This window comes from Pseudomonas sp. LF020 (genome assembly GCF_053456425.1).
On record NZ_JBRFIX010000009.1, the window covers coordinates 108,017 to 134,831 of the forward strand.

The 26,815-nt window shown below is 61.2% G+C and carries 25 protein-coding genes; 11 read left to right on the forward strand and 14 right to left on the reverse strand.

The genetic code is table 11. The features are described 5' to 3' along the window. Nucleotides 1-2 precede the first annotated feature (2 nt). The 7 genes from mltB to ACU680_RS21040 all read left to right on the forward strand — a co-directional run bounded on the left by mltB (nucleotide 3) and on the right by ACU680_RS21040 (nucleotide 6,593). Nucleotides 3-1,013 (forward strand): lytic murein transglycosylase B, encoded by a 1,011-nt coding sequence (gene mltB / locus ACU680_RS21010; protein WP_400762744.1) that lies wholly within the window; start codon nucleotides 3-5, stop codon nucleotides 1,011-1,013. Further along, nucleotides 1,013-2,023: a septal ring lytic transglycosylase RlpA family protein gene (locus tag ACU680_RS21015; protein ID WP_007960588.1), complete on the forward strand. Its 1,011-nt coding sequence runs from the start codon at nucleotides 1,013-1,015 to the stop codon at nucleotides 2,021-2,023. Before mltB ends, ACU680_RS21015 begins: the two co-directional genes overlap by 1 nt. A gap of 187 nt (nucleotides 2,024-2,210) precedes the next feature. Next, nucleotides 2,211-3,368, forward strand: coding sequence for a D-alanyl-D-alanine carboxypeptidase family protein (locus ACU680_RS21020; protein ID WP_003228546.1), 1,158 nt, complete (start codon nucleotides 2,211-2,213; stop codon nucleotides 3,366-3,368). An 85-nt stretch (nucleotides 3,369-3,453) separates the two neighbouring features. Next, a complete protein-coding gene (locus ACU680_RS21025; RefSeq protein ID WP_027612895.1) occupies nucleotides 3,454-3,729 on the forward strand; it encodes a DUF493 domain-containing protein in 276 nt (91 codons plus the stop codon). Continuing rightward, a complete protein-coding gene (gene lipB / locus ACU680_RS21030; RefSeq protein ID WP_448180415.1) occupies nucleotides 3,729-4,376 on the forward strand; it encodes a lipoyl(octanoyl) transferase LipB in 648 nt (215 codons plus the stop codon). Before ACU680_RS21025 ends, lipB begins: the two co-directional genes overlap by 1 nt. A gap of 25 nt (nucleotides 4,377-4,401) precedes the next feature. Continuing rightward, nucleotides 4,402-5,400, forward strand: coding sequence for a lipoyl synthase (gene lipA, locus ACU680_RS21035; RefSeq protein WP_160768663.1), 999 nt, complete (start codon nucleotides 4,402-4,404; stop codon nucleotides 5,398-5,400). Between the two features lie 245 nt (nucleotides 5,401-5,645). After that, entirely contained in the window at nucleotides 5,646-6,593 is a 948-nt protein-coding gene (locus ACU680_RS21040) for a S66 peptidase family protein (RefSeq protein ID WP_448180416.1), read from the forward strand. Between the two features lie 95 nt (nucleotides 6,594-6,688). Here ACU680_RS21040 and ACU680_RS21045 read toward each other — a convergent pair whose 3' ends face one another. The 5 genes from ACU680_RS21045 to leuS form a co-directional block, all read right to left on the reverse strand. Then, nucleotides 6,689-8,011: a lytic murein transglycosylase gene (locus ACU680_RS21045; protein ID WP_367085838.1), complete on the reverse strand. Its 1,323-nt coding sequence runs from the start codon at nucleotides 8,009-8,011 to the stop codon at nucleotides 6,689-6,691. Between the two features lie 61 nt (nucleotides 8,012-8,072). After that, the gene (gene arfA / locus ACU680_RS21050; RefSeq protein ID WP_027612891.1) at nucleotides 8,073-8,237 is read right to left on the reverse strand and encodes an alternative ribosome rescue factor ArfA; all 165 of its coding nucleotides are present in this window, start codon (nucleotides 8,235-8,237) and stop codon (nucleotides 8,073-8,075) included. Nucleotides 8,238-8,411: 174 nt separating this feature from the next. Then, complete coding sequence (gene holA / locus ACU680_RS21055; RefSeq protein ID WP_329695780.1) at nucleotides 8,412-9,449, reverse strand: DNA polymerase III subunit delta; 1,038 nt, start codon at nucleotides 9,447-9,449, stop codon at nucleotides 8,412-8,414. Nucleotides 9,450-9,488: 39 nt separating this feature from the next. After that, a complete protein-coding gene (locus tag ACU680_RS21060; RefSeq protein ID WP_367085835.1) occupies nucleotides 9,489-10,094 on the reverse strand; it encodes an LPS-assembly lipoprotein LptE in 606 nt (201 codons plus the stop codon). An 88-nt stretch (nucleotides 10,095-10,182) separates the two neighbouring features. Further along, the gene (gene leuS, locus ACU680_RS21065; RefSeq protein WP_448180417.1) at nucleotides 10,183-12,789 is read right to left on the reverse strand and encodes a leucine--tRNA ligase; all 2,607 of its coding nucleotides are present in this window, start codon (nucleotides 12,787-12,789) and stop codon (nucleotides 10,183-10,185) included. 254 nt (nucleotides 12,790-13,043) lie between these two features. Between leuS and ACU680_RS21070 the strand changes: the two genes are divergently transcribed. Together ACU680_RS21070 and ACU680_RS21075 are read left to right on the forward strand one after the other, a co-directional pair. Continuing rightward, nucleotides 13,044-13,367 (forward strand): hypothetical protein, encoded by a 324-nt coding sequence (locus tag ACU680_RS21070; RefSeq protein ID WP_007960569.1) that lies wholly within the window; start codon nucleotides 13,044-13,046, stop codon nucleotides 13,365-13,367. A 104-nt stretch (nucleotides 13,368-13,471) separates the two neighbouring features. Beyond that, nucleotides 13,472-14,233 (forward strand): YdcF family protein, encoded by a 762-nt coding sequence (locus ACU680_RS21075; RefSeq protein ID WP_448180418.1) that lies wholly within the window; start codon nucleotides 13,472-13,474, stop codon nucleotides 14,231-14,233. 175 nt (nucleotides 14,234-14,408) lie between these two features. Here the strand turns inward: ACU680_RS21075 and lnt are convergent, their stop codons facing one another. From lnt to miaB, 5 genes are all read right to left on the reverse strand, one after another. After that, complete coding sequence (gene lnt / locus ACU680_RS21080) at nucleotides 14,409-15,932, reverse strand: apolipoprotein N-acyltransferase (RefSeq protein ID WP_448180419.1); 1,524 nt, start codon at nucleotides 15,930-15,932, stop codon at nucleotides 14,409-14,411. A 14-nt stretch (nucleotides 15,933-15,946) separates the two neighbouring features. After that, nucleotides 15,947-16,786, reverse strand: coding sequence for a CorC family transporter (locus ACU680_RS21085; protein WP_003228526.1), 840 nt, complete (start codon nucleotides 16,784-16,786; stop codon nucleotides 15,947-15,949). Between the two features lie 5 nt (nucleotides 16,787-16,791). After that, nucleotides 16,792-17,286 (reverse strand): rRNA maturation RNase YbeY, encoded by a 495-nt coding sequence (ybeY, locus tag ACU680_RS21090; RefSeq protein WP_367085829.1) that lies wholly within the window; start codon nucleotides 17,284-17,286, stop codon nucleotides 16,792-16,794. Continuing rightward, the gene (locus ACU680_RS21095; protein WP_003228522.1) at nucleotides 17,279-18,277 is read right to left on the reverse strand and encodes a PhoH family protein; all 999 of its coding nucleotides are present in this window, start codon (nucleotides 18,275-18,277) and stop codon (nucleotides 17,279-17,281) included. Before ACU680_RS21095 ends, ybeY begins: the two co-directional genes overlap by 8 nt. A gap of 228 nt (nucleotides 18,278-18,505) precedes the next feature. After that, complete coding sequence (miaB, locus tag ACU680_RS21100; protein ID WP_448180420.1) at nucleotides 18,506-19,834, reverse strand: tRNA (N6-isopentenyl adenosine(37)-C2)-methylthiotransferase MiaB; 1,329 nt, start codon at nucleotides 19,832-19,834, stop codon at nucleotides 18,506-18,508. A 133-nt stretch (nucleotides 19,835-19,967) separates the two neighbouring features. Between miaB and ACU680_RS21105 the strand changes: the two genes are divergently transcribed. Then, a complete protein-coding gene (locus ACU680_RS21105; RefSeq protein WP_003185742.1) occupies nucleotides 19,968-20,297 on the forward strand; it encodes a DUF1820 family protein in 330 nt (109 codons plus the stop codon). Nucleotides 20,298-20,463: 166 nt separating this feature from the next. Here ACU680_RS21105 and ACU680_RS21110 read toward each other — a convergent pair whose 3' ends face one another. The 4 genes from ACU680_RS21110 to ACU680_RS21125 form a co-directional block, all read right to left on the reverse strand. Further along, nucleotides 20,464-21,018, reverse strand: a complete 555-nt coding sequence (locus tag ACU680_RS21110) for a tetratricopeptide repeat protein (protein ID WP_003228518.1) — start codon at nucleotides 21,016-21,018, stop codon at nucleotides 20,464-20,466. Between the two features lie 225 nt (nucleotides 21,019-21,243). After that, a complete protein-coding gene (gene hemL / locus ACU680_RS21115) occupies nucleotides 21,244-22,527 on the reverse strand; it encodes a glutamate-1-semialdehyde 2,1-aminomutase (RefSeq protein ID WP_448180421.1) in 1,284 nt (427 codons plus the stop codon). Between the two features lie 15 nt (nucleotides 22,528-22,542). Continuing rightward, complete coding sequence (gene thiE, locus ACU680_RS21120; protein WP_007960555.1) at nucleotides 22,543-23,166, reverse strand: thiamine phosphate synthase; 624 nt, start codon at nucleotides 23,164-23,166, stop codon at nucleotides 22,543-22,545. An 18-nt stretch (nucleotides 23,167-23,184) separates the two neighbouring features. Next, the gene (locus tag ACU680_RS21125; RefSeq protein WP_448180422.1) at nucleotides 23,185-23,982 is read right to left on the reverse strand and encodes a hydroxymethylpyrimidine/phosphomethylpyrimidine kinase; all 798 of its coding nucleotides are present in this window, start codon (nucleotides 23,980-23,982) and stop codon (nucleotides 23,185-23,187) included. Between the two features lie 440 nt (nucleotides 23,983-24,422). Between ACU680_RS21125 and ACU680_RS21130 the strand changes: the two genes are divergently transcribed. Further along, nucleotides 24,423-26,777 carry a hybrid sensor histidine kinase/response regulator gene (locus ACU680_RS21130; protein WP_448180423.1) on the forward strand — a complete coding sequence of 785 codons (2,355 nt, stop codon included), beginning with the start codon at nucleotides 24,423-24,425 and terminating at the stop codon, nucleotides 26,775-26,777. The last annotated feature ends 38 nt before the right edge of the window (nucleotides 26,778-26,815 follow it).

Consider the following 26,815-nt stretch of genomic DNA (forward strand, 5'->3'; position numbering starts at 1 on the left):
CAATGCAAGTCATGCGCAGCTGGGCGACTCGTTACGCGCCGTGGGTCGGCCTGGTCGGCATCCTTGGCAGCGCGCAGGAAACGCTGGCCGGCGATTACGAAGGTTCACCGCAGGTGGCCGAATTCGTCGGTGAAATGACCCGCGACTACGGTTTTGCCGGCGAGCAACTGATGGCGGTGTTCCGCGAAGCGCAGCGCAAGCAGGCGATTCTCGACGCCATCTCCAAACCCGCCGAGCGGGTCAAGCAGTGGAAAGAATATCGCCCGATGTTCATCACCGACGCGCGCATCGCCCGTGGTGTGGACTTCTGGCGCCAGCACGAGGCCGTGCTGGCCCGTGCCGAGCAGGAATACGGCGTACCGGCACAAGTCATCGTGTCGATCATCGGCGTCGAGACCTTTTTCGGACGTAATACCGGCAATTACCGGGTGATTGATGCGCTGTCCACGCTTGGTTTCGACTATCCTCCCCGTGCCGAATTTTTCCGCAAGGAATTGCGTGAGTTCCTGCTGCTGGCCCGTGAAGAACAAGTCGATCCATTGACCCTCAAAGGCTCGTACGCTGGGGCGATGGGCTTGCCGCAGTTCATGCCGAGCAGCTTTCGCGCCTATGCGGTGGATTTCGACGGTGACGGCCACATCAATATCTGGACCAATCCGGACGATGCGATCGGCAGCGTGGCCAGCTACTTCAAGCGCCACGGCTGGGTCGCCGGGGAACCGGTGGTCAGTCGCGCCGATGTGCGCGGCGAGCAGGTCGATGAAGGCCTGACCACCGGCATCGAACCGACGAAAACGGTTGGAGAGTTGCGGGCGCTGGGCTGGTCAAGTCATGATGCGCTGCGCGATGATATGCCGGTTACTGCATTTCGCCTCGAAGGCGACAACGGCCCTGAATACTGGATGGGCCTGAAGAATTTCTACGCGATCACGCGTTATAACCGCAGCGTGATGTACGCCATGGCCGTACATCAACTGTCTGAAGAGCTGGTAAAAGCACGGGGCGTCAAGTAATGCGGGCATTGCCTATCAATAAACCCCTGAAGCTGGTGGCATTCGCCGCGTTGGCGGTGCTGGTCGCCAGCTGTTCGACCAGCCGCGCGCCAACCCAGAAGACCTCGTCCACCGCCGTACGTGCGCAGCCGGGGCTGGACATCAACCGCGCACACAAAGACGGCGCGCCGTGGTGGGACGTGGATGTTTCGCGCATCCCCGACGCCACGCCGACCCTGCACACCGGCCCGTACAAGGCCAACCCGTACACGGTGCTGGGCAAGACCTATTTCCCGTTGCAGGAATCCAAGACCTACGTTGCCTCGGGCACGGCGTCCTGGTACGGCACCAAGTTCCACGGGCAAAACACCGCCAACGGCGAAGTGTATGACCTGTACGGCATGAGTGCCGCTCACAAGACTCTGCCACTGCCAAGTTACGTTCGGGTGACCAACCTGGACAACAACAAGAGCGTGATCCTGCGGGTCAACGATCGCGGGCCGTTCTATTCGGACCGGATCATCGACCTGTCCTACGCGGCCGCGAAGAAGCTCGGTTATGCCGAAATCGGCACTGCACGGGTCAAGGTCGAGGGCATCGATCCGCAGCAATGGTGGGCCGCGAAAGGCCGTCCGGCGCCGCTGATGCTCAACGAGCCGCAAGTCGCGCAGAATAGCGCCCCGGTGATCACGGCGTCGGCCGGTACCATCGAGCAGTGGACGCCGCCGCCGCAGCAACATGCCTCTGACACTGTCCCTGTACAGATCAGCGCAAAAAAAAACGCTTCTGCACCAGCGTCTGGCCAGTATCTGCAGGTGGGCGCGTTCGCCAACCCGGACGCTGCAGAACTCCTGAGGTCGAAGCTCAGCGGGATGGTGAGCGCTCCGGTGTTCATCAGCTCGATCGTGCGCAATCAGCAGACCCTGCACCGGGTACGCCTGGGGCCGATCGGTTCGCCGGGTGAAATCGCCCAGGTGCAGAACAGCGTGCGCCTGGCCAATCTCGGTTCGCCGAGCGTGGTCACCGAGTAATATACGTAGCACTTGATTGACGGTTCACTTGCGGTTTTGGGGGGTGAACCAGGTTGTTGGCTCGTCGAAGAACAAAAGCCCGGCAAGGGTGACTGGAGTGAGCAACTGAACACGCGATGGCCCGTTAGAAGGCTGTCTGAATAGTTTTGCCCTCGGGCAAGTTTCCATTAGCGATTTCGAGAGACGGATGAACATCACCACCTTTGCCAAACGCCTGTGTCTGCTAGTCCCGCTGCTCCTCTCGCCAGCCGCCTTCGCGGCCGAGATGATGCCGTCGCCACCTCAACTGGCTGCAAAAGCCTACGTGCTCATGGACGCCAGCAGCGGCAACGTGCTGGTGGAGAACAACGGTGACCAGCGTCTGCCGCCAGCCAGCCTGACCAAACTGATGACCGCGTACATCGCTACGCTGGAAATCCGTCGTGGCCAGATCGGTGAAAACGACCCGGTGACCGTCAGCGAAAACGCCTGGCGTACCGGCGGTTCGCGGATGTTCATCAAGGTCGGCTCGCAAGTGACCGTCAGCGACCTGCTGCACGGCATCATCATCCAGTCCGGCAACGACGCCAGTGTGGCGCTGTCCGAGCACATCGCCGGCAGCGAAGACGCGTTCGCCGACCTGATGAACAAGACGGTCGCCGATCTGGGCATGACCAACTCGCACTTCATGAACCCGACCGGTCTGCCGAACCCTGAGCACTACTCGTCGGCTCACGACATGGCGATCCTGGCCCGTGCGATCATCCACGAAGACCCGGCTCACTACGCGATCTACTCGCAGAAAGAGTTCTTCTGGAACGGCATCAAGCAGCCTAACCGCAACCTGCTGCTGTGGCGCGACAAGACCGTTGACGGTCTGAAAACCGGTCACACCGACGAAGCCGGCTACTGCATGGTGTCCTCGGCGGTACGTGATGGCCAGCGTCTGATCGCCGTGGTGTTCGGCACCAACAGCGAAGTGGCTCGCGCCGCTGAAACCCAGAAGCTGCTGACCTACGGTTTCCGTTTCTTCGAAACCCAGACCTTCTATCAGAAGGGCACCGAACTGGCTCAGGCCCCGGTGTGGAAAGGCACCACCAGTCAAGTCAAGGCCGGCCTGGCTGAAGACCTGACCATGACCCTGCCAAAAGGCCAGCTGAAAAAGCTCGCTGCCAGCATGACCATGAACCCGCAACTGACCGCGCCAATCGCCAAGGGCGACGTGATCGGTAAAGTCGAAGTGAAACTGGACGACAAGGTGGTGCACAGCGCTGACCTGATCGCCCTGGACGCTGTCGAGGAGGGTGGTATCTTCCGCCGCATGTGGGATAGCATCCGTCTATTCTTCTACGGCTTGTTCAACTGATTTGTGTTGACCTGCATGGCCCCGCCCCGATCCGGTGCGGGGCCATGTGCGTTACCACGGCTTGCGCTCTAGAGGCCGTTACGCCATGACCGATACCGAAGTAAAGGCGCCAAAGATCGAATTTCCGCAGACTGATTATCCGATTAAGGTGATCAGCGATACGGGCGTCGGCAACAAAGACAAGATCATCGACATCGTCAAGAAACACGCGACCATCAATGATGAGCGCATCGACGAGCGTCAAAGCAGCAACGGCAAGTACACCACCATCCAGCTGCACATCGTCGCGACAGACCAGGATCAGCTGTACAACATCAACAGCGAACTGCGGGCTTCCGGTTTCGTGCACATGGTGTTGTGATGCCGGGCACGCTGGGCTTTCGCGAACTTGGCCAGATGGCTTACGAGCCGGTCTGGCATGCCATGCAACGCTTCACCAACGAACGCGGCAACGATGCCGCCGACGAGATCTGGCTGGTCGAGCACCCTCCGGTGTTCACCCAGGGCCAGGCCGGCAAGGCCGAACACCTGTTGCTGCCGGGGGATATCCCGGTGGTACAGGTCGATCGCGGCGGGCAGGTGACTTATCATGGCCCCGGCCAATTGGTGGCTTACCTGTTGCTGGACGTACGCAAGCTGGGTTTTGGCGTGCGTGATCTGGTCACGCGCATGGAACACTGCCTGATCGAACTGCTGGCCAGCTACGGCGTGACCGCTGTAGCCAAGCCAGATGCTCCCGGCGTCTACGTCGACGGAGCGAAAATCGCTTCTCTGGGTTTGCGGATTCGCCACGGTTGTTCCTTTCATGGCCTGGCCCTGAACGTGGATATGAACCTGGAGCCGTTTCGACGGATTAATCCCTGCGGCTATGCCGGGCTGGCGATGACCCAGCTGAGCGATCACGCAGGATCGATTGAATTTGCCGAGGTAAGTGCCCGGCTGCGCGCGCAGCTCGTCAAACACCTCGACTATGCTGAGCAGACGACCCTGACGGGCGGAATCGACTGATATGACTACTGATGCAGTGCAAACCATGATCCCGACGCTCGACGTGACCGAGCGCCCGGCCCCGCGTCCCAAGGTTGAAGCCGGCGTCAAGCTGCGCGGCGCCGAGAAGGTTGCACGCATCCCGGTAAAGATCATTCCGACCACCGAACTGCCGAAGAAACCCGACTGGATTCGCGTGCGCATCCCGGTTTCGCCGGAAGTCGACCGGATCAAGAGCCTGCTGCGCAAGCACAAGCTGCACAGCGTCTGCGAAGAAGCGTCCTGCCCGAACCTGGGCGAGTGCTTCTCCGGCGGCACCGCGACCTTCATGATCATGGGCGACATCTGCACCCGTCGTTGCCCGTTCTGCGACGTTGGCCACGGTCGTCCGAAACCACTGGACGTCAACGAGCCGGAAAGCCTGGCGATCGCCATTGCCGACCTCAAGCTCAAGTACGTGGTGATCACTTCGGTTGACCGCGACGACCTGCGTGACGGCGGTGCCCAGCACTTTGCCGATTGCATCCGCGAGATCCGCAAGCTGTCGCCGAATGTGCAGCTGGAAACCCTGGTCCCGGACTACCGTGGCCGCATGGACATCGCCCTGGAAATCACCGCCGCCGAGCCGCCGGATGTGTTCAACCACAACCTGGAGACCGTGCCGCGCCTGTACAAGGCTGCGCGTCCGGGTTCGGACTACCAGTGGTCGCTGACCCTGCTGCAACGCTTCAAGCAGATGATGCCGCACATCCCGACCAAATCCGGCCTGATGCTGGGGCTGGGCGAGACTGACGAAGAAGTCATCGAAGTCATGAAGCGCATGCGCGAACACGACATCGACATGCTGACCCTCGGCCAGTACCTGCAACCGTCCCGCAGCCACTTGCCGGTGCAGCGTTTCGTGCACCCGGACACCTTCGCCTGGTTCGCCGAAGAAGGCTACAAAATGGGCTTCAAGAACGTTGCTTCCGGCCCGCTGGTACGTTCCTCGTATCACGCCGACGAGCAGGCGAAACTGGTCAAGGCCGAGTTGCTCGGTTCCTGATCCGGCGCTGACAGCCTGCAAAAAATACCCGCTTCGGCGGGTATTTTTGTTTCGGCCTGCGAAAACCTGTGGCGAGGGAGCTTGCTTCCGCCAGGGTGCGACTCAGCCTCAAAAAACTTGGGGTCGCTGCGCAACCCGGCGGGAGCAAGCTCCCTCGCCACGGGTTATTGGGTAGTTTCACCTCTTTTGTTTATTGCTGTTCCTGACTACTGTGTCTGCACGACTTCACACAGGGAGACCCATGGATGACCGTTCGACCAACCCACAGCCTTTTTCCGCATAAGCCTGTGCCGGCGCTGCCGTCCGAAGGGCTGATCGGCGTGATCGCCCCCGCCGGCCCCGGCGCGCTGGACACGGAAAAGGCTGTGCAGTGGATGCGCGCCCGCGGCTATGCGCTGAAAGTGTTCCCGGGTGTCTACGCGAAGGACGGCTATCTGGCCGGCAGCGATGACGTACGCCTCAACGACCTGCATGCCGCTTTCGCCGATCCCGAAGTCGACGCGATCATCTGCCTGCGCGGCGGCTACGGTACGCCGCGCCTGCTGGATCGGATCGATTACGACCTGCTGGCCCGTCATGCCAAGCCATTTGTCGGCTACAGCGACATCACCGCACTGCATCTGGCGATCAGTCGCTACGCCGGGTTCGTGACCTTCCACGGCCCGCTGCTCAACGCTGACTTGCTGGGCGACAAGGAGCCGCCGACCGTCAGCTCATTCTTCGCCATGCTGCGCGGTCAGGTGAAGGCCGGCAGCGTGCTTAGCCATCCGATGGCTTATCCATTGACCACGGTCGAACCGGGCATCGCCCATGGGCGGCTGCTGGGCGGCAATCTGGCAATGATTGCCTCGACATTGGGTACGCCTTACGAGATCGACGTGGAAGGCGTAATCCTGTTAATCGAGGATGTCAACGAGCCGCTGTACAGGATCGACCGCTTGCTCACGCAGATGCGTCTGGCCGGCAAACTGGCGAGATTGCGGGGCGTGCTGGTCGGGGATGTGGCGGGAGTGGATGTCGATGCACTGAATCGTTTGCTCAAACAGACCTTCGAACCGTTACGGATTCCGGTGCTGTCGGGATGGCGCAGCGGCCATTGCGACCCGAACCTGACGCTGCCGATGGGCGCGCTGGTGCGGCTGGATGCGGGAAAGAAGGAGTTGATGCTGGAGCAGGATGTAGTCACCCGATAAGAAAGCAAAAAAGATCGCAGCCTGCGGCAGCTCCTACATGGGGTGGGTGTTTACCCTGTAGGAGCTGCCGAAGGCTGCGATCTTTTGATCTTGCTTTATTGAGTACGCAGGCTCTCAAGCAATTTATGCGTCGGATACCCGTCCGCCGGCCAGCCAAACGCTTGCTGCGCGCTGCGAATCGCCTTGCGCGTATTGGCGCCGATAATCCCGTCCGCCGTGCCCGCATCGTAGTTACGCGCGCTCAGCAGGTTCTGCAATTCAATACGCTCGGTGCGGCTCAATGGCAGGTCGTCTTTCGGCCAGGTGCCGTTGATCAGGCCTGCGCCGTTGAAGCGCTCGGACAACAGGCTCACCGCCAGTGCATAGGACGACGAGTTGTTGTACTTGAGGATCGCCCGGAAGTTATCGAGGATCAGGAACGCCGGGCCACGGTAGCCGGCCGGCAGCAGCAGGGCGGCGGACAGTTGATCCGAGCCGACCGGGGCCTGACCGCCATTCGGCAAAATCACCCCCAGTTGACGCCATTCGGCAACGGTCTTGCGCATCGCGCCATCGGCCAGGGTGTAGTTGAAGCCGCTCGGCAGCTGCACTTCAAAGCCCCACGGCTGGCCACGCTGCCAGCCCGAGCTTTGCAGGTAGTGCGCGGTGGAGGCCAAGGCATCGGCCGGGCTGCCCCAGATGTCGCGGCGCCCATCACCGTCGAAGTCTACGGCGTGGGTGTTGTAGGTGGTCGGAATGAACTGGGTCTGGCCCATCGCGCCGGCCCACGAGCCCAGCATCTTCTCAGGCGTGATGTCGCCCTGTTGCAGGATCTGCAGCGCCGCGATCAATTGCGCATGGGCAAAGCCCGGACGCCGGCCTTCGTAGGCCAGGGTCGCCAATGAGTTGATCACCGACTTGGTGCCCTGGAACTGACCGAAGTTGCTTTCCATGCCCCACACCGACACCAAGGCCTGGCGATCCACACCATAACGCTGCTCGATGCTTTGCAGGATGTCGGCGTACTGACTGATCAGCGCCTGACCCTTGCGCACCCGCAGCGGTGACAGGGCGCCATCGAGGTATTCCCACACCGGACGGGAGAACTCCGGCTGGCTGCGGTCGGCTTTGATCACGCTGGCATCGAAGCTGACATTGGCAAACGCGCGGTCGAACAGATCGGCGCGGATCCCGGCTGCCAAGGCATCCTTGCGAAAACCCGCCTGCCATTCGGCAAAGGTCTGGGTGGGCTGAAGATCAAGCGGGTCGGCGGACGGCACTACCGGCGGGATGATTGCCGGGGCTGTTGCGACAGGGGCGGCTTGAAGAGGTTGCGCATCGGCAGCGGTAGGTTTTTCCGCGCAGGCGACAAGCAGAATGAAGCTGGAGGCAGCGATCAGTTGGCGAACGGGCCAACGACGGGAAAGACTGAAGGGCATGCACAGTTCCAGGGGATACGAATCAGGTGCAGACCTTAACATGACCAGGGGGTGCTGTGCTTCAGGCAGCCAGAAAGTAAGAAGCCTCCCAGCTATTAGACTGGAAGGCTTCGCGGCGGTAGCTGCCTTTACCCTTGGTTGGTCGTTCCTGGCGACTGCGGAACAGGGGTTGGGCGATGATGGATTTGGCCTTGTTCGGGCCATGTTTCGATGGCTTTTTGCTCATGATGGATCTCTCGGTGGGTGGGTGTTGCGGGGGCAATAATCTGCCGATGTCGGGCATCTGTCTATAGGACAGTTGGCGAGGCGATGTGTGGGAAAAAAGATCAAAAGATCGCAGCGTGCCGCAGCTCCTACAAGGATCGGTGTAGGAGCTGCGGCACGCTGCGATCTTTTGCTTTTATTCGGCGGGAAGAGTCAGGCGCTGCCCAGCCATCAACAACGCCAATCGGCTCAGGCTCATCCACGGCGAACCGGCGGCCTGGCCTTTGATCTGCGCATCGATGCGCTGGGCTTCGAGCAGCAACTGTGCCCAGCGTTGCGCTGTGTAGCGCTGAAGGGCTTTGCTCATCAACGGTTTGCGCTTGTCCCAGACCGGCGGTTTCGCCTGGCTGAAGCACTTGTCTAGCGGTGTGCCCTGGCTGTACTGCAGCGAGATGTTGGCCAGCAGGCGCAACTCCCGCGCCAGTGCCCAGAGGATCACTGGTGGCTCGACGCCTTCACCACGCAGGCCTTCGAGCATGCGCAGCGCATGAGCCGGTTCGCCGTTGAGCACGGCATCGGTCAGGCCGAACACGTCGAAGCGCGCACTGTCGGCCACGGCGGCCTGCACGGTTTCGACGGTGATCTGCCCGCCTTCGGCCATCAGCTTGAGCTTTTCGATTTCCTGCGCGGCGGCGAGCAGGTTGCCCTCCACGCGTGCGGCGATCAGTTCGACCGCGTCCTGGCTTGCCGACAGCCCGGCCTGTGAGAGACGCTGACGAATCCAGCTTGGCAGCTGGTTGGCATCCACCGGCCAGATCTGGATGAACTGGGTCTGCTGCCCTTCGACCAGCGCCTTGCCCCACTTGGTCTTCTGCGCACTGCCGTCGAGCTTGGGCAAGCTGATCAGCAGTACCGTGTCTTCAGCGGGGCGCGAGCAATATTCGATCAGCGCGGCAGCGCCCTTGTCACCGGGTTTGCCAGAAGGCAACCGCAGTTCCAGCAGGCGCTTTTCAGCGAACAACGACATGCTGGCGCCGGCCTGCAACAAGGTACCCCAATCGAAATTGGCGTCGGCGGCGAACACCTGGCGTTCGTCGAAACCTTGCTGGCGGGCAGCGCTGCGGATAGCGTCGGCGGCTTCCTGGCACAACAGCGGGTCATCGCCGCTGATGATATAGACGGGCGCGAGCGCGCCTTGCAGGTGTTTGCCGAGTTGAGCGGGAGCGAGCTTCATAAGAGAGGGCGAACGGGGCGCCTGAGCGCCCCGTGCGTCTTACTGCTGCGGCAGTTCGAGCGGCGACTGACGCGGGGTTTCCGCTTCAGCCTTCTGTGCCGCCTTCAGCGCGTCGGCTTCAGCCCGGGCACGGTCGTTGGCCGCTTGCTGCAATTGCTGCAGTTGGCCCGGCGTCAGCTGTTGCAGGCGCAGCATCATGCGCTGAACCAGTTCGCGACGGGTTTCGCGACGGGCGTCGTTGGCTTCCTGATCGGAGCCGATGAGGTTGTTGCCGTCGTGAATGAACACTTTCTGTACTTCAAGCTTGTCGCTCAACAGGTTCAGATTGTGTTCGCCTACGATGTCGTAGTTCAGCACGGTGGTCACTTGGTACTCGCCCGTACGACCGGCACCGGCGTAGCTGAGGATGCGCTGGTTTTCCTGCTCGTCAGCCAGATACAGCTTGTACGGTGCACCGCTGTAAACCTTGACGCCGCTGGACTCGAGCACCTGACGCAGCTGGGTGACGGTCTCGCCATAAGCGTTACGGGCGCTCAGATCGAGCTCCTTGATCGACAGTTCGTTGGTGCCGGTGCCACGCAGCTGGAAACCGCAGGCGCTCAGCAGAACGGCGAGGCCCATCACCAGCAGATTGCGTTTGATCATTGTGTTGCTCCCCTTGAAACCATGTGGTCCGACCCTGCGGCCCGAAAGGTTTTACAGGGCGTCAGGCGAACCTGACGCCCAATCCAATTTAGCTGGCGACGATGTTGACCAGTTTCCCCGGTACAACGATCACTTTGCGAATGGTCAGACCGTCGACGAAACGCAGCACGTTTTCGTTGGCGCGGGCAGCCGCTTCGACTTCTTCGCGGGTGGCGCTGGCCGGCATTTCGATCTGGCCACGCAACTTGCCGTTCACTTGAATGACCAGTTGCAGGCTGTCCTGTACCAGTGCGCTCTCATCGACCGCTGGCCAGCCAGCATCGATCACCGGGTCAGCGTGGCCCAATTGGCTCCACAGCTCATGGCTGATGTGCGGCGTGATCGGAGCCAGCAGCAGCGTAACGGCTTCCAGGCCTTCGTGAATCAGTGCGCGATCCTGCTCGGTGCCTTGCGCGGCTTTTTCCAGCACGTTCATCAGCGTCATCACCTGAGCGATGGCGGTGTTGAATTTGTGGTTCTGGCCGACGTCGTGGCTGGCCTGCTTGATGGCCAGGTGGATGGCGCGGCGCACGGCTTTCTGCTCGTCGTTCAGGCCGGCGATGTCCAGTTTGCCCGGCAGGCCCTGGGTGACGTGGGCCTGAGCCAGACGCCAGACGCGCTTGAGGAAGCGGTGCGAGCCTTCTACGCCGGAGTCGGACCATTCGGCGCTCATGTCCGGCGGCGAAGCGAACATCATGAACAGGCGGCAGGTGTCGGCGCCGAACTGATCGATCATCGACTGTGGGTCGACGCCGTTGTTCTTGGACTTGGCCATTTTCTCGGTGCCACCGATTTCCACCGGCAGGCCGTCGGATTTCAACTTGGCGCTGATGACCTTGGCCTTGCTGTCACGCTCCAGTTCCACGTCCGCCGGGTTAAACCAGGTGTAGGCACCATTGGCTTCGCGGCGATAGTAAGTCTCGGCGATCACCATGCCCTGGGTCAGCAGGTTCTTGAACGGCTCGTTGGAGCTGACCAGGCCTTCATCACGCATCAGCTTGTGGAAGAAGCGCGCGTACAGCAGGTGAAGAATGGCGTGTTCGATACCGCCGATGTACTGATCCACCGGCAGCCAGTGGTCGGCCGCGGATTTCTCCACCAGGCCACCTTCGAAGTGCGGCGAGGCGTAACGGGCGTAGTACCACGAGGACTCGACGAAGGTGTCCATGGTGTCGGTTTCACGCTTGGCCGGCTGGCCGCATTTCGGGCAGCTGCATTCGTAGAATTCCGGCATGCGCGCCAGCGGCGAACCGGCGCCGTCCGGCACCACGTCTTCCGGCAGTACCACAGGCAGTTGATCTTCCGGCACCGGCACGTCGCCGCACGTCGCGCAGTGGATGATCGGGATCGGACAGCCCCAGTAGCGTTGACGGCTGATGCCCCAGTCGCGCAGGCGGAACTGGGTGCGCGAGGCACCGAGGTTTTTCTCGATCAGGGCGACTTCCATGGCGTCGAAGGCGCCGCTGAAGTCCAGGCCGTCGAACTCGCCGGAATTGATCAGCGTGCCGTGCTCGCCGTAGGCGTCTTGCCACGGAGCCGGGTTGCTGTCACCGGAGCTGGTGCGCACCACCGATTTGACCGGCAGGTCGTACTTGTGGGCGAATTCGAAATCGCGCTCGTCGTGCGCCGGGACCGCCATTACGGCGCCGTCGCCGTAGTGCATCAGCACGTAGTTGGCGACCCACACCGGGAGTTTTTCGCCGGTCAGCGGGTGCTCGACGAACAGGCCGGTCGGCAGGCCTTTCTTTTCTTGAGTGGCGACGTCGGCTTCAGCCACGCTGCCGCCCTTGCATTCGGCGATGAACGCTTGCAGCTCAGGGTTGTTCTGTGCGGCCTGGGTCGCCAGCGGGTGCTCGGCGGCGACGGCAACGTAGGTCGCGCCCATCAGGGTGTCCGGACGGGTGGTGAAAACCTTGAGGGTGCCTGCTTCGCCGATCGAGTCGACGTTGTACGGGAACTGCACTTCCATGCCGCGGGATTTGCCGATCCAGTTGCGTTGCATGGTCTTGACCTGTTCCGGCCAGCCAGTCAGTTCGTCGAGGCTCTCCAGCAGCTCATCCGCGTAGGCGGTGATCTTGAAGTAGTACATCGGGATTTCGCGCTTTTCGATCAGCGCGCCGGAACGCCAGCCGCGGCCGTCGATCACCTGTTCGTTGGCCAGTACGGTCTGGTCGACCGGGTCCCAGTTCACGGTGCCGTTCTTGCGGTAGATCACGCCTTTTTCGAACAAGCGAGTGAACAGCCATTGTTCCCAGCGGTAGTAGTCCGGCTTGCAGGTGGTCACTTCACGGGACCAGTCCACCGCGAGGCCCAGGCTGCGCAGCTGGGACTTCATGTAGGCGATGTTTTCGTAGGTCCACTTGGCGGGCGCCACGTTGTTCTTCATCGCGGCGTTTTCCGCCGGCATGCCGAAGGCGTCCCAACCCATCGGTTGCAGAACGTTCTTGCCTTGCATGCGCTGGTAGCGGGAGATCACGTCGCCGATGGTGTAGTTGCGCACGTGCCCCATGTGTAGCTTGCCGCTGGGGTAAGGGAACATCGACAGGCAGTAGTAGGTTTCCTTGCCTGGCTGTTCACTGACTTCAAAGGACTTTTGCTCGTCCCAGAACGACTGGGCGGCGGCTTCGATTTCACGGGGCTGATATTGTTCGTGCATGGCTACTTTTGTACTGGATAGGGGTGGCCTAATCCTCTTCAACGCGCCTTCCGGGATGCTCCGGACAAGCTGGAAGTGGAATGACAGGAAGCGCCGTAGCATACATGACCGCGCTTGGCCTAGGGAAACCCTGATTACAGCTGTCTGGCCCCGGAAACCCGTGGCGAGGGCCGTTGGTCGCGGCGTTCAGCCGGTTTGTGCAGCGAAGCTAAGCTCTTATTGGGGAGTGAGTCTTATCTTCAATGAGGTGAGGGATGGTGGAGCAACGGCAGAAAAACGTGACGAAACCCGAGTTGTACGAACGGTTGATGGATCGTCTGGGCATGGCGCTCGACGCTGCAAAAACCGCTGGCCGGCTGCGCGACGAGCGCCCCGTGGAACTGGAATTGCGTGGCTTGAGCCCCGCCGAGTTCAAACTGGTCAAGGCCTATCTGGATCGTAGTGAACGTGAGTCGCATGGCAGCTTGTCACAGGCAGTGAAGCAGCTCGATGCACCACAATCGGCCAAGGTCATCTGGCTCAAGGACAAGGCGCCCGGCAAAGACACCGTCAAGGTTCGCTCTTTGCAGGCCAAATAAGCGCAAGGCGGCAAGAAACGGATCTTTTTCAACAGGATCCGACCCTATCGGTTGTAACGCTCTATTAACACTCTTAGGCTTCGGGCATCTCTGGAGATGCCCCGATGCCTTTGCGTTACTTCATCAAACAACTTCTATTGCCGCCTGGCATTCTTTTACTGCTGTTACTGGTCGCCTGGTGGCTGCGCCGCTCCCGGCCACGGCTGGCCGGTCTGTGTTTTGCCCTTGGCCTGGGTGGTTTCTGGCTGATGAGCTTGCCGGTGGTGGTGCAATGGGGCGCCAAAGCGCTGGAGCGCGAGCCGCCGCTGCCCCGTGACGCCTGGTCGATGCTGGCGCAGCGCGCCGATGCCATTGTGGTGCTGGGTTCCGGGCGCGAGCGCGGTGACCTGGCCTGGGGCGAAGATCAGCCGACCGGCGTGGGGCTGGAGCGTCAGCGCTATGCCGCGCGGCTGGCCAAGGCGTCCGGGTTGCCGATCCTGACCAGCGGCGGCTTGCATTACGGCACACCGCCGACGGAAGCGAAGCTTATGGCTGATTCACTGCGCGATGATTTCGGCGTGACCACGCGCTGGCAGGAAGGCGAAAGCCGTACCACCTGGGAAAACGCCAAACTCAGCGCCGACATTTTGTTGCCGCAAGGCATCAAGCGCGTCGTGGTGGTGACGCAGGCCTGGCACATGCCGCGTGCCGTGTGGTGTTTCGAGCAGGCAGGGTTTGAAGTGGTGCCGGCGCCCGTGGGTTTTCTCGGGACCGACAATGCACGACCGTTTGGTGGCTGGCTGCCGGAATTCAAATCGATCTGGCAGAGCGGGCAGTTGCTGAATGAGGCGGTGGGGCAGGTGGGGTATTCGTTGTTTTACCGCTAAATCACTCAGTGGCAGTGCGGCCTTTTGTGGCGAGGGAGCTTGCTCCCGCTGGCCTGCGCAGCAGGCCTGATCCAGGTAAACGCACTGTCTTGGACAGATCGCGTGCGCTGGATTTACGACTGCTTCGCAGCCGAGCGGGAGCAAGCTCCCTCGCCACAAGGTCAGTGACCTGCTTTTAAAGGGTTTTCGACATCCGGCTCGCCATCAGCGCCCAGCCAAACAGCAGCACACAGACGATGATCAGCGGCCACGAACGCCATTCAAGATAAGGCGTCAGGTTGTGCATCGGCACCACTTCGCCATACAGGATGCCTTGCTCGAACTGCGGAATCTGCTCGGTGATCTGCCCGAACGGGTTGATCAGTCCGGTCACGCCGTTGTTGGTGGCGCGGATCATCCAGCGGCCCGCTTCAAGCGCGCGCATCTGCGCCATTTGCAGGTGTTGCAACGGGCCGATCGAGGTGCCGAACCAGGTGTCGTTGCTGATCGTCAGCAACAGATCGCTGCGCGCCGACAGCCCAGCGGCGAATTCCGGGTACACCACTTCGTAGCAGATGAACGGCGCGATCTGATAACCCTTGGCCTGCAGCAACGCTTGATCCGCCGGCCCACGAGCGAAGTCGGACATTGGCAAGTCAAAGAACGCGATCAAGCCGCGCAACAGATCCTGCAAAGGCACGTACTCACCGAACGGCACCAATTTCTGCTTGAGGTAGGTGCCATCGCCTTCGCCGACCACGGTGATGCCGTTGAAGAAGCGTTTTTCATGGCGGACCGTCTCGCGGATCGGCACGCCGGTGATCAGCGCCGATTTACGCTCGGCGGCGAAGTTGCCCATCATGTTCAGGTAGCCCTCGGCGGACTCCTTGAGCACCGGCACGGCGGTTTCCGGCCAGATCAGCAGATCCACCGGCTTGGAGCGAAAACTCAGATCGCGATACAGCGCCAGTTGCGCATTGAGCTGCGCCGGATCCCATTTCATGCTTTGTTCGACGTTACCCTGAATCGCGGCGACGCTCAGTGCCGGGCCGGACGGACTGGTCCAGGCATGGCCCTTGAGCGCAATACCGGCTACCCAAGGCCCGACCAGTAACACCAAACCGGCCGCGATAAAGCCCTTGCGACCGGATTGCAGCAAGCGCGGCGCGTTATAGATCAGTGCCGCAGTCAGCGCCAGAACGAAGGACACCAACCACATGCCACCGACCGGCGCGAGCCCGGCCAACGGGCCGTCGAGCTGGCTGTAGCCGGAGTAGAGCCACGGAAAACCGGTGAGGAACCAGCCGCGAAACGCTTCCTGACCGACCCACAGCGCGGCGAACGCCAGTGCATCGGCCAGCGGTGCTTCATTTCGGCGCAACCAGCGCGCCCAGACCCAGGCGGGCAGGGCGAAGAAAAACGCGATCGCTGCGGTGAACAGCAGCATCAGGAACCCGGCCAGCAGCACCGAGGCGCCACCGAAGTGGTGAATGCTGTAGTAGATCCAGCTGGTCCCTGCGCCGAACAGGCCGAAACCGAAACACCAGCCACGCCCCAGCGCCTGACGCGGTTTCAGTTCGCGCAGACCAGCATAGAACAGGCCGACCGCGAGCAAAGCCAGCGGCCAGATGTTGAACGGAGCGAGGGCGAAGGTGGTGATTGCACCGGCCGCCACGGCCAGCAGGTTACCGGGCCAGCCGGGGCGGGTTGTCCAGCGCATTTCAGTCCTTAAATTTACCGGGCGATAGGGGTCAGTCGCAGCAAATGAATCCGACGGCTGTCGGCGTTCAGGATGCGGAAACGATAGGCGCCGATTTCAGTGATTTCGTTGCGTTTTGGCAAGTGCCCGAACGCGCTCATCACCAGACCGCCAACGGTGTCGAACTCGTCGTCGGAGAATTCGCTGTCGAAGAACTCGTTGAAGTTCTCGATCGGCGTCAGGGCCTTGATCAGGAAGTCACCGCTGGGCAGCGGCTTGATGTAGCTGTCTTCTTCGACGTCGTGCTCGTCTTCGATGTCGCCGACGATCTGTTCCAGCACGTCTTCGATCGTCACCAGACCGGCCACGCCGCCGTACTCGTCGATGACGATGGCCATGTGGTTGTGGTTGGCGCGAAATTCACGCAGCAACACGTTCAGACGCTTGGACTCCGGCACGAAGGTGGCCGGGCGCAGCAGGTCCTTGATGTTGAAGCTGTCGCCGTTCTCCTTGAGGATCAGCGGCAGCAGATCCTTGGCCAGCAGCACGCCCATCACGTCGTCGTGGCTTTCGCCGATGACCGGGTAGCGCGAGTGGGCCGAGTCGAGCACGGCCGGGAGGAATTCACGAGGGGTCTGGGTCGCCTTGATGCTGATCATCTGCGAGCGCGGGACCATGATGTCGCGCACTTGCAGGTCAGCCACCTGAATGGCGCCTTCGACGATGGCCAGCGCTTCGCTGTCCAGCAGTTTGTTCTGATGTGCATCACGCAGCAGCTCAAGCAGCTCCTGACGGTTCTTCGGCTCGTGGGCAAAAGCCTGGGTCAGTTTACCCAGCCATGACTTCTGCCCGTTGCTCGATCGATCTTCGCTCATAGCGATTACTCTGAATCCTTTGTTGTAACGATAGGGGATGTTTCGGTTTCGTCGTCCGCGTACGGATCGGGATAGCCCAGTTCGGCAAGCAACTCGCGTTCCAGCGCTTCCATTTCTTCGGCTTCGTCGTCATCTATATGGTCGTAACCGAGCAGATGCAAGCAGCCGTGAATGACTAGATGTGCCCAATGGGCCTGGAGTTCCTTGCCTTGTTCGGCAGCTTCGCGCTCGACCACCGCGACGCAGATCACCAGATCGCCGAGCAGCGGGATGTCGAGAAACTCGTCCGGGACTTCCGCCGGGAACGACAGGACGTTGGTCGCGTAATCCTTGTGGCGCCAGGTGTGATTGAGTTCGCGACCTTCTTCCTCGTCGACCAGGCGAATGGTCATTTCCGAGTCGGCGCTGCGCTGGCGCAGAGCCAGTTCGCACCATTGGCGGAAGTCGGCTTCACTCGGGGCGTTCGCTTCGGTAGCGATTTGCAGATCCAGCTCAAGCATCGCGCGAGGTTTCCTTGGCAGCTTCGGCACGGGTCTCGAAGCGCTCGTAGGCCTCGACGATCCGTTGCACCAACGGGTGACGCACAACGTCTTTGGGCTGGAAATGGGTGAAGCTGATGCCCGGAACGTCCTTGAGCACTTCGATCACATGATGCAGGCCGGACTTGGTCCCGCGCGGCAGGTCGACCTGGGTGATGTCGCCAGTGATGACTGCAGTCGAGCCAAAGCCGATCCGGGTCAGGAACATTTTCATCTGCTCGACGGTGGTGTTCTGGCTTTCGTCGAGAATGATGAAGCTGTTGTTCAGCGTACGACCACGCATGTAGGCCAGCGGCGCGACTTCGATCACCTGGCGCTCGATCAGCTTGGCCACGTATTCGAAGCCGAGCATTTCGTAGAGGGCGTCGTACAGCGGGCGCAGGTACGGGTCGATCTTCTGGCTCAGGTCGCCGGGCAGGAAGCCGAGTTTTTCACCCGCTTCGACCGCCGGACGCACCAGCAGGATGCGGCGGATCTGCTCGCGCTCCAGGGCATCGACGGCGCAAGCCACGGCCAGATAGGTCTTGCCGGTACCGGCCGGACCAATGCCGAAGTTGATGTCGTTACCAAGGATTTCCTTCACGTAGCGCAGCTGATTCAGGCCGCGTGGGCGAATCATGCCTTTCTTGGTGCGCAGAGCGACGGAGGCTTCGGCGGGAGCGTGGTTGTCCAGTTCGACGACGGCCGATTCCTGGAGGAACAGGTGCACCATGTCCGGCGACAGCTCGGTACCCTTGGTTTCCCGGTACAGGCGGCGCAGCAGGTTTTCCGCAGACGTGGTGTGCTTGGGGTCGCCGATCAGTTCGAACTGGTTTCCGCGGTTGCGGATCTCGATGGCCAGGCGCTGTTCGATCAAGCGCAGATGCTCGTCGAATTGCCCGCACAGATTGGCGAAGCGGCGAGCCTCAAAGGGCTCGAGGATAAAACGATGTGGTTCTATGGGTGCGTTCAAGGTCGTATTTAGCCGCCCTGGGGCAATTAAGATGAAATCAAGGATAACGCCAGTGGCGTGGGTGCGAAAGCTCTTAAATGGATGAGTACATTCTGAAGAACAATGCTGTCCACTGTGGGAGCTGGCTTGCCAGCGATAGCGGTGCAGCAGGCGACATATTTGTCGGGGCTGATGGCCTCATCGCTGGCAAGCCAGCTCCCACAGGTTTCTCTGTGCTTCTGATATCTATTACTGGACCAGCGAGCCGCGCAGCGAATGCGGTTGCGCCGCGTCGATGTGCACGTCAGCGAACTGGCCGATCAGGATCGGATTATCGCAGCGGAAGTTGACGATACGATTATTCTCGGTGCGCCCTTGCAGCTCGCCCGGGTCTTTCTTCGAGTAATCGGTGACCAGAATGCGCTGGATCGAACCGACCATTTGTCGGCTGATCTCGAACCCTTGCTGATTCAGACGATGTTGCAGCGCGTTCAGGCGTTCTTTCTTCAGCTCTTCCGGGGTGTCGTCGGCCAGATCGGCCGCCGGGGTGCCCGGGCGCTGGCTGTAGACGAACGAGTAGGAGAAGTCGAAGCCGACATCGGCAATCAGCTTCATGGTCTGTTCGAAGTCTTTTTCGGTCTCGCCAGGGAAGCCGACGATGAAGTCCGAACTGATGCAGATGCCCGGCACGGCAGCGCGGAGTTTGCGCAACTTGGATTTGTACTCCAGCGCGGTGTGGTTGCGCTTCATCGCCGCCAGAATCCGGTCAGAACCCGACTGCACCGGCAAGTGCAGGTGTTTGACCAGCTCCGGCACTTCGGCGTGGGCCTGGATCAGGCTGTCGGAGAACTCCAGCGGGTGCGAAGTGGTATAGCGAATACGGTCGATGCCATCGACGGCGGCGACCACGCGGATCAGCTCGGCCAGATCGGCCAGGCGACCGTCATGAGTCGTACCGCGATAACCGTTGACGTTCTGCCCGAGCAAGGTCACTTCACGCACGCCGTTCTCGGCGAGGTGGATGATCTCGGCAATCACGTCATCGAACGGCCGGCTGACCTCTTCGCCACGGGTATAAGGCACTACGCAGAACGTGCAGTACTTGCTGCAACCTTCCATCACCGACACGTAGGCGCTCGGGCCATCGATGCGCGGCTCGGGCAAATGGTCGAATTTTTCGATTTCCGGGAATGAGACATCGACTTGCGGCAGCTTGCTGCTGCGCGCGGCGTCGATCATTTCCGGCAGGCGGTGCAGGGTTTGCGGGCCGAAGACCACATCGACGTACGGCGCGCGATCACGGATCGCCGCGCCTTCCTGGCTGGCCACGCAACCACCGACGGCGATCACCATGTCCGGGTTGGCCAGTTTCAGTTCGCGCCAGCGGCCGAGCTGCGAGTACACCCGGTCCTGAGCGCGTTCGCGGATCGAGCAGGTGTTGAGCAGAATCACGTCGGCGTCTTCGGCGCGGGCGGTGACTTCCAGGGCCTGATGTTCGCCCAGCAGATCGACCATGCGCGAGCTGTCGTACTCGTTCATCTGGCAACCGTGGGTTTCGATGTAAAGCTTCTTGGCCATGGAGTAAGGTCGTCACCTGATTCAAAGAACCGCGCATTATAGGGAACAAGCCCTCAGGTTCCTACCGCTGTGCGTCCGGCGGCTATGCTATAGTTTGCGCCCTCATTTTTATCCCCGATGTTATCCCCCCGCCATGACCAAACGCGAAGCTCCAATCTATAAGGTGATTTTCCTCAACCAGGGCCAGGTGTTCGAAATGTACGCCAAGCAGATCTATCAAAGTGATCTGTGGGGTTTTCTGGAAGTGGAAGAGTTCGTCTTTGGCGAGCGCACGCAAGTGGTGGTCGATCCGAGCGAAGAGAAGCTCAAGGCGCAGTTCGAAGGTGTGGTGCGCAGCTTTGTGCCGATGCATTCGATCGTGCGCATCGACGAGGTGGAGCGTCTGGGCACCCCGAAAATCAGCGAGGCCCGTGGCGCGGTCGGCAATGTGATGCCGTTTCCGATGCCGATGCCTGAGAAGTAACAGCAGATACTGGATAGGAGTGAGTTTGTGGCGAGGGAGCTTGCTCCCGCTCGGCTGCGCAGCAGTCGCAGTATCAGGCTCTGTGGTGTATCAGGAAAAAAGTGCTTGCAGGGTTTAGGGCTGCTTCGCAACCCAGCGGGAGCAAGCTCCCTCGCCACAAAAGCCCTTATGGCAAAGGCGAAAACGGCGTACGCCCATCGGCGCTCTGCAGTTCCATCAAGTATTTACGGAAAATTTGCCCGAGCACCTGAGTCGCGGTTTCGAGGTCTTCGCGGGACATTTTTTCGGAGACTTCGTCAGCGGTGTCCAGCGCATCTTCGGCGCCGTTGACCGCGGCCATCTTCAGCACGATGTAGGCCTGAATGTTGTTGGCCTGCACGCCTTCGCCGTGGAAGAACATGGTGCCGAGCTTGAACTGCGCCTGAGCGTGGCCTTGCAGCGAGGCCTTTTCGAAATAGCTCAGGGCTTGATTGAGGTCGCGTGGCGCATTCTTGCCGTCGTAGTAGAACTCACCCAACTCGTATTGCGCTTGCGCATCGCCTTCGTCCGCCGCTTTCTGGCAGGCGGCCAGTGCCTGCGTGACGTCTTGCGGCTGAGTGTTGAGGGTGCAACGACCCATCGCCGGGATCAACAACGAGTTGCCGCCTGCTTGTGCATGCGCGAGCAGGGGCTGAAGGAGCAACAGGCAGCCCAAGGCAAGGGTGCGGCCGGTGCGGTTCATGGGAATCGACTTACCTCTGAAGGGCACGCGGACCCATCGAGGGATCCAATAAGCGCGCATTATGAAATAAGCAGGGCCAACCTTACAAAGTCTTTACTCGTTTTTCTGCTGCGCGGGGAATATATCGGCCACTTTCCGGCGGATTTTTAGCAGAGGCGTGGGAAAAAGTGCGTAGGTGTAGGTGAAAGCTGACGCTGGCCATGGCCAACGTCAGCGCTACGGCGATTACTTCAGTGCAGCGAAGGCACGTTCGGCAGCGTCCAGGGTGATTTTCAGCTCGGCTTCGCCGTGGGCGATCGAGGTGAAACCGGCTTCGAATGCACTCGGCGCCAGATAAACGCCGCCTTCCAGCATCAGGTGGAAGAAGCGACCGAACAGCGCAGCATCGCTGGCCATCACGTCTTCGAAGGTGACGATGTCGTCGGCACCGCTGAAGTACAGACCGAACATGCCGCCGGCCTGAGTGGTCACGAACGGAATACCCGACGCATCGGCGCGTTGTTGCAGACCGTCGAGCAGGCGCGTGGTGTAGTCGGTCAGCTCGGCGTGAAACCCTGGGCGGCTGATCAGACGCAGGGTGGTCAGACCGGCGGCCATCGCCAGCGGGTTACCCGACAGGGTGCCCGCCTGATACACCGGGCCCAGCGGCGCGATGCGTTCCATGATTTCGCGCTTGCCGCCGAAGCAGCCGACCGGCATGCCGCCGCCGATGATCTTGCCGAAGGTGGTCAGATCCGGGGTTACGCCGTAGTGCGCCTGGGCACCGCCGAGGGCAACACGGAAACCGGTCATCACCTCGTCGAAAATCAGCACCACGCCGTGCTTGTCGCACAGCGCGCGCAGGCCTTCGAGGAAACCCGGCGCCGGCGGTACGCAGTTCATGTTGCCAGCGACTGGCTCGACGATAATGCACGCCACGTCCTGACCGACTTCGGCGAGCATCTTCTCAACCGCGTCGATGTCGTTGAACGGCAGGGTCAGGGTGTGTTTGGCGAATGCTGCCGGTACACCGGCGGAGCTTGGCACGCCCTGGGTCAGCGCGCCGGAGCCGGCCTTGACCAGCAGGCTGTCGGAGTGACCGTGGTAACAGCCTTCGAACTTGATGATGCTGTCACGACCGGTGTAGCCACGGGCCAGACGAATCGCGCTCATGGTCGCTTCGGTGCCGGAGCTGACCATGCGCACCATGTCCATCGACGGCACCAGCGAGCAGACCAGGTCGGCCATCTCGGTTTCCATCGCGGTCGGCGCGCCGTAGGACAGGCCGTGTTGCAGCTGATTGCGAACCGCGTCGAGCACGTCCGGGTGGCTGTGGCCGAGGATCATCGGCCCCCACGAACCGACGTAATCCACATAACGCTTGTCGTCTTCGTCAGTAACGTAAGCGCCTTCGGCATGCTTGAAAAACAGCGGTGTGCCGCCCACGCTCTTGAACGCGCGAACCGGCGAGTTCACGCCACCGGGAATGTGTTTTTGGGCATTGGCAAACAGGGTTTCGGAACGAGACATGATCGGGCTCTCAAATCAGATTTTCAGAAGTTCGTTGAAGGCGCGGGCGCGGCGGGTCACTTCGGCGGTGCTTTCGGCACCGAATAAACCGTGGACCACCGCCAGCAGGTCGACCCCATGGGCCACCAGCGGCGCGGCGTTGTCGAGGGTGATGCCGCCAATCGCGCAGACCGGCAGGTGCAGCTTGCGTTTGGCCTCGTCGAGCAGATCGAGGCTGCAGCTCGGTGCGCCGGGTTTGGTGTTGGAGTTGAAGAAGCGACCGAAGGCGACATAGCTCGCGCCTTCTTTGGCGGCCTGTTCAGCCAGTTCGAGCTGCGCATGGCAGGTCGACCCGATGATGGCTTTGGAGCCGAGCAGGGCGCGGGTCGGCGACAGCGGGCCGTCGGTCTGCCCCAGGTGCACGCCAACGTTGAGGCGCGCGGCCAGTTCGGCGTCATCGTTGATGATCAACTGCGTCTTGTAGCGTTCGCACAGATCACGCAGGGCTTCGGCCTCGCGCAGGCGGCGGGCCTCGTCGCTGCTTTTGTCGCGGTATTGCAGCAGGGTGACGCCGCCTTCCAGCGCCGCTTCCACGTACGACAGAAACTTGCCCGCCAGCAATTGGCTGTCGGTGATGGCGTACAGGCCACGTAGTTTCATCAGGCAGACCTCACGACGTTACGAGCAAAAATCCAGCGGCAGGCGACGCGGCACGAACTGGCCTTTGCCCAGTTGTTCGGCATCGCGCAGGGTGCGCCAGGTGTAATCCAGTGCCGTGCGCACGGCGCTGGCGAGGTTTTCACCCTGGGCCAGCCGACCGGCCAGTACGCTGGCCAGCGTGCAGCCGGAGCCGTGATAACTGCCCGGCAAACGCTGGCAATAGAAGGTTTCACGCAGGCCGTCACGGCTGTACAGGCGATTGTGGATTTCAGTTTCGTCGCCATGGCCGCCGGTGATCAGCAGGTTTTTGACGAACGGCAGGAGTTTTTCCGCGCACTCGTCCGCAGTGCCTTCGGGCAATTCGGCGAGGATTCGGGCTTCGGGAAGGTTGGGGGTGGCAATGATCGACAGCGGCAGCAGACGCTCGCGCATCGCGTAACCGACTTCGTCCTTGCCCAGGCGTCCGCCGCCGCCGGCACGCAGCACCGGGTCGCAGACCACTGGCAGGTGCGGGTGCGCCGAAAGCAGTTCGACCACGGTGTCGACCATTTCCAGCGAACCGAGCATGCCCAGTTTGACCGCTGCGACTTCGGAGTCGTTGAGCACGGCATTGGCCTGGGCCAGTACCCACTCACGGTCGAGGACGCGGAAATCAGTGACGTTGACGGTGTCTTGCACGGTCAGGGCGGTGACGGCCGGAGCCGCATGGCAACCCTGCGCGAGCAAGGCTTCGATATCTGCCTGCAAGCCGGCGCCACCACTGGGGTCGTGGCCGGAGAGACAGAGGACAACGGGGCGGGAGCTGTAGATATTCATGGTGCGCGAGCTTACCACCAAACCTGATTTTGGGGTTCAGTCCTGACGGTGTTTGCGAGCAGATTGTCGGACAACGCTGCAGCTACCATTGTGGCGAGGGAGCTTGCTCCCGCTGGGTTGCGAAGCAGCCCCTGCATTTATTCAGGCACAGCGCATTTACAGGTTTTACGACTGCTGCGCAGCCGAGCGGGAGCAAGGTCCCTCGCCACAAAAGCGGATCGCAATGATTAAGCTGACCAACTCAACAGCTCTAGCCCGCAGCTTTGCTCTGAAACGCCCGTTCTAGAGCCTTTGTGGGAAAAATTTCGATGGTGCTTAATGGCCATCAACGGCTATGCTAGTCTGGATCCAAACCAATAACAGGTAATACCGGTTTTACGTCTACTCAAAGGGAATGGGGGGCTTCCTGACACAACCGGACGAGCCACGCTGGGGCTTCAATGCGCTATTTGCTGATGTTGCTGTTCTGCTTGCCCCTCCTCGCAAGCGCCGTCGAGTTCGACGAAAATACCCAGAGCCTTCCTCTGGGGCGCTCTCTGCAGGTGTTCGAAGACCCGAGCGGTCAGGCGAACATCGCCGACGTCCGCGCTCAAGCGGCGGCGGGCAATTTCAAACCCCACGACAAAGCCACGCTCAATGCCGGTTACTCGCGTTCGGCGTTCTGGCTGAAGATCGACCTGCATTACCGTCCGAACAACCCGGCCGCGCAACGCACCTGGCTGTTGGAGCTGGCGTATCCGCCGCTCGATCACCTCGACCTTTATATGGCCGATGCCAATGGCGACTATCGGCTGATCCGGCAGACCGGCGACGCCTTGCCCTTCGCCAGTCGCGAGATCCGCCAGAACAATTACCTGTTCGACCTGACCTTCACCCCTGACCAGCAAAAAACCGTGTATTTGCGCCTGGCCAGTGAAGGCTCGATCCAGGCACCGGTGACGCTATGGTCGAGCACCGCGTACCTCGAAGACCAGCCGGTGCGCCTGTATGTGCTGGGGATCATTTATGGCGTGCTGCTGGGGATGCTGGTCTACAACCTGTTCATCTACCTGAGCGTGCGCGACACCAGCTACCTCTATTACATCTTCTACATCGCCTCGTTCGGCCTCTATCAACTGTCGGTGAACGGCGCGGCGGTCGAGTATTTCTGGCCGGACAACCCGTGGTGGGCCAATGCCGCCACACCGTTTTTCATCGGTTGCGCGGGGCTGTTCGGCAGTCAGTTCGCGCGCAGTTTCCTGCAGACCCGAACCCACAGCCGCTGGCTCGACTACCTGCTGATCGCCCTGATCGCGTTCGGTGCGCTGGTGGTCGGGTTGTCGCTGATGACTAGTTACGCGTTGTCGCTGCGCCTGGCGACCCTGCTGGCGCTGGTGTTCACAGTGGTGATTTTCGCCGCCGGGATCCTCGCCTGGTGGCGCGGATTGCGGGTGGCGCGTTACTTCATCATTGCCTGGTCGGCGTTCCTGCTCGGCGGCATCGTCAATACGCTGATGGTGCTGGGCCTGCTGCCGAACGTGTTCCTGACCATGTACGCCAGCCAGATCGGTTCGGCGATTGAAGTGGCGCTGCTGTCGCTGGCGCTGGCCGACCGCATCAACGCGATGCGCGAGCAGCAGGCGCAAACCCTGTTCGATGCCGGGCAGAAACTCGAAGTGCTCAACCAGCAACTGGCCCACAGCAACAAGCTCAAGGATGAATTCCTCGCGACCCTGACCCACGAATTGCGCACGCCGATGAACGGGGTGATCGGTTCGCTGGAGCTGATGCAGACCGTCGAGCTGGAGCCTGAACTGGAGCAATACCAGCAAACCGCCGCAGGTTCCGCCCGGGACATGATGCGCATGGTCAACGGCATCCTCACCCTCACCGAATTGCAAGCCGGCAAGCTCAAGGCGACGCCGGGCAGCTTCAGCCTGCGTGCGGTGGTCGAGGCCTTGCGCGTGCAGTTCGACGGCAACGCAGCGAGCAAGTCGCTGGACTTCAAGGTCGAGGTGCTGCCGACCCTGCCGGATCGTTTGCACGGCGACAGCGCCAAACTGGCGCAATGCCTGGAGTGCCTGCTGGACAACGCGATCAAGTTCACCCGGGTCGGCGGCCTGGCGCTGCGGGTGACGGGCAAACCGGCGGCGGACAACCGCTTGGCCCTGTCGTTTGCAGTGATCGACACCGGCATCGGTTTCACCGATCTGGGCGAGGCGACGATGTACCAGCGCTTCTTCCAGCTCGATGGCTCGATGACTCGCGAATACGGTGGGTTGGGCGTGGGTCTGGCGATCTGTCGGCAACTGGTGGAGTTGCTTGGCGGCAAGCTGACTCACCGCTCCCAGCCTGGCAGCGGCAGCCGTTTTCAACTGGATGTCGAGTTTGAGCTGCCGCAGATTGAAGCGGCGCCAACCCCGGACGCGCTGCATGAGCGCAGCCGTGCACCGCAGGACTGCACGGTGTTGCTGGTGGACGACAACAGCGTCAACCAATTGGTGATGCGCGGCATGCTGCTCAAACTGGGATTCCGCGTACGCACTGCGGACAACGGCGCGGCGGCACTCGATTGCCTGCAACGGGAAACCTTCGACGCGGTGCTGATCGATTGCCAGTTGCCCTCTCACGAAGGCGCGTCGCTGTGCTGCCAGATCCATGCCCTGCCGGGCTGCGCCAATCTGCCGGTGTTCATGCTGGCGCTGGGCACGGATCGCGAGCACTGCGCGCCGGGTACGCGCATCGATTACCTGAACAAACCGGTGAAATTCGAAGACCTGCAGACGGCGCTGGAGCGTCGGGTACTTAGCGCCTGACAGGGTGAAAGCGCCGACAGTTCGGCGCATATGACACT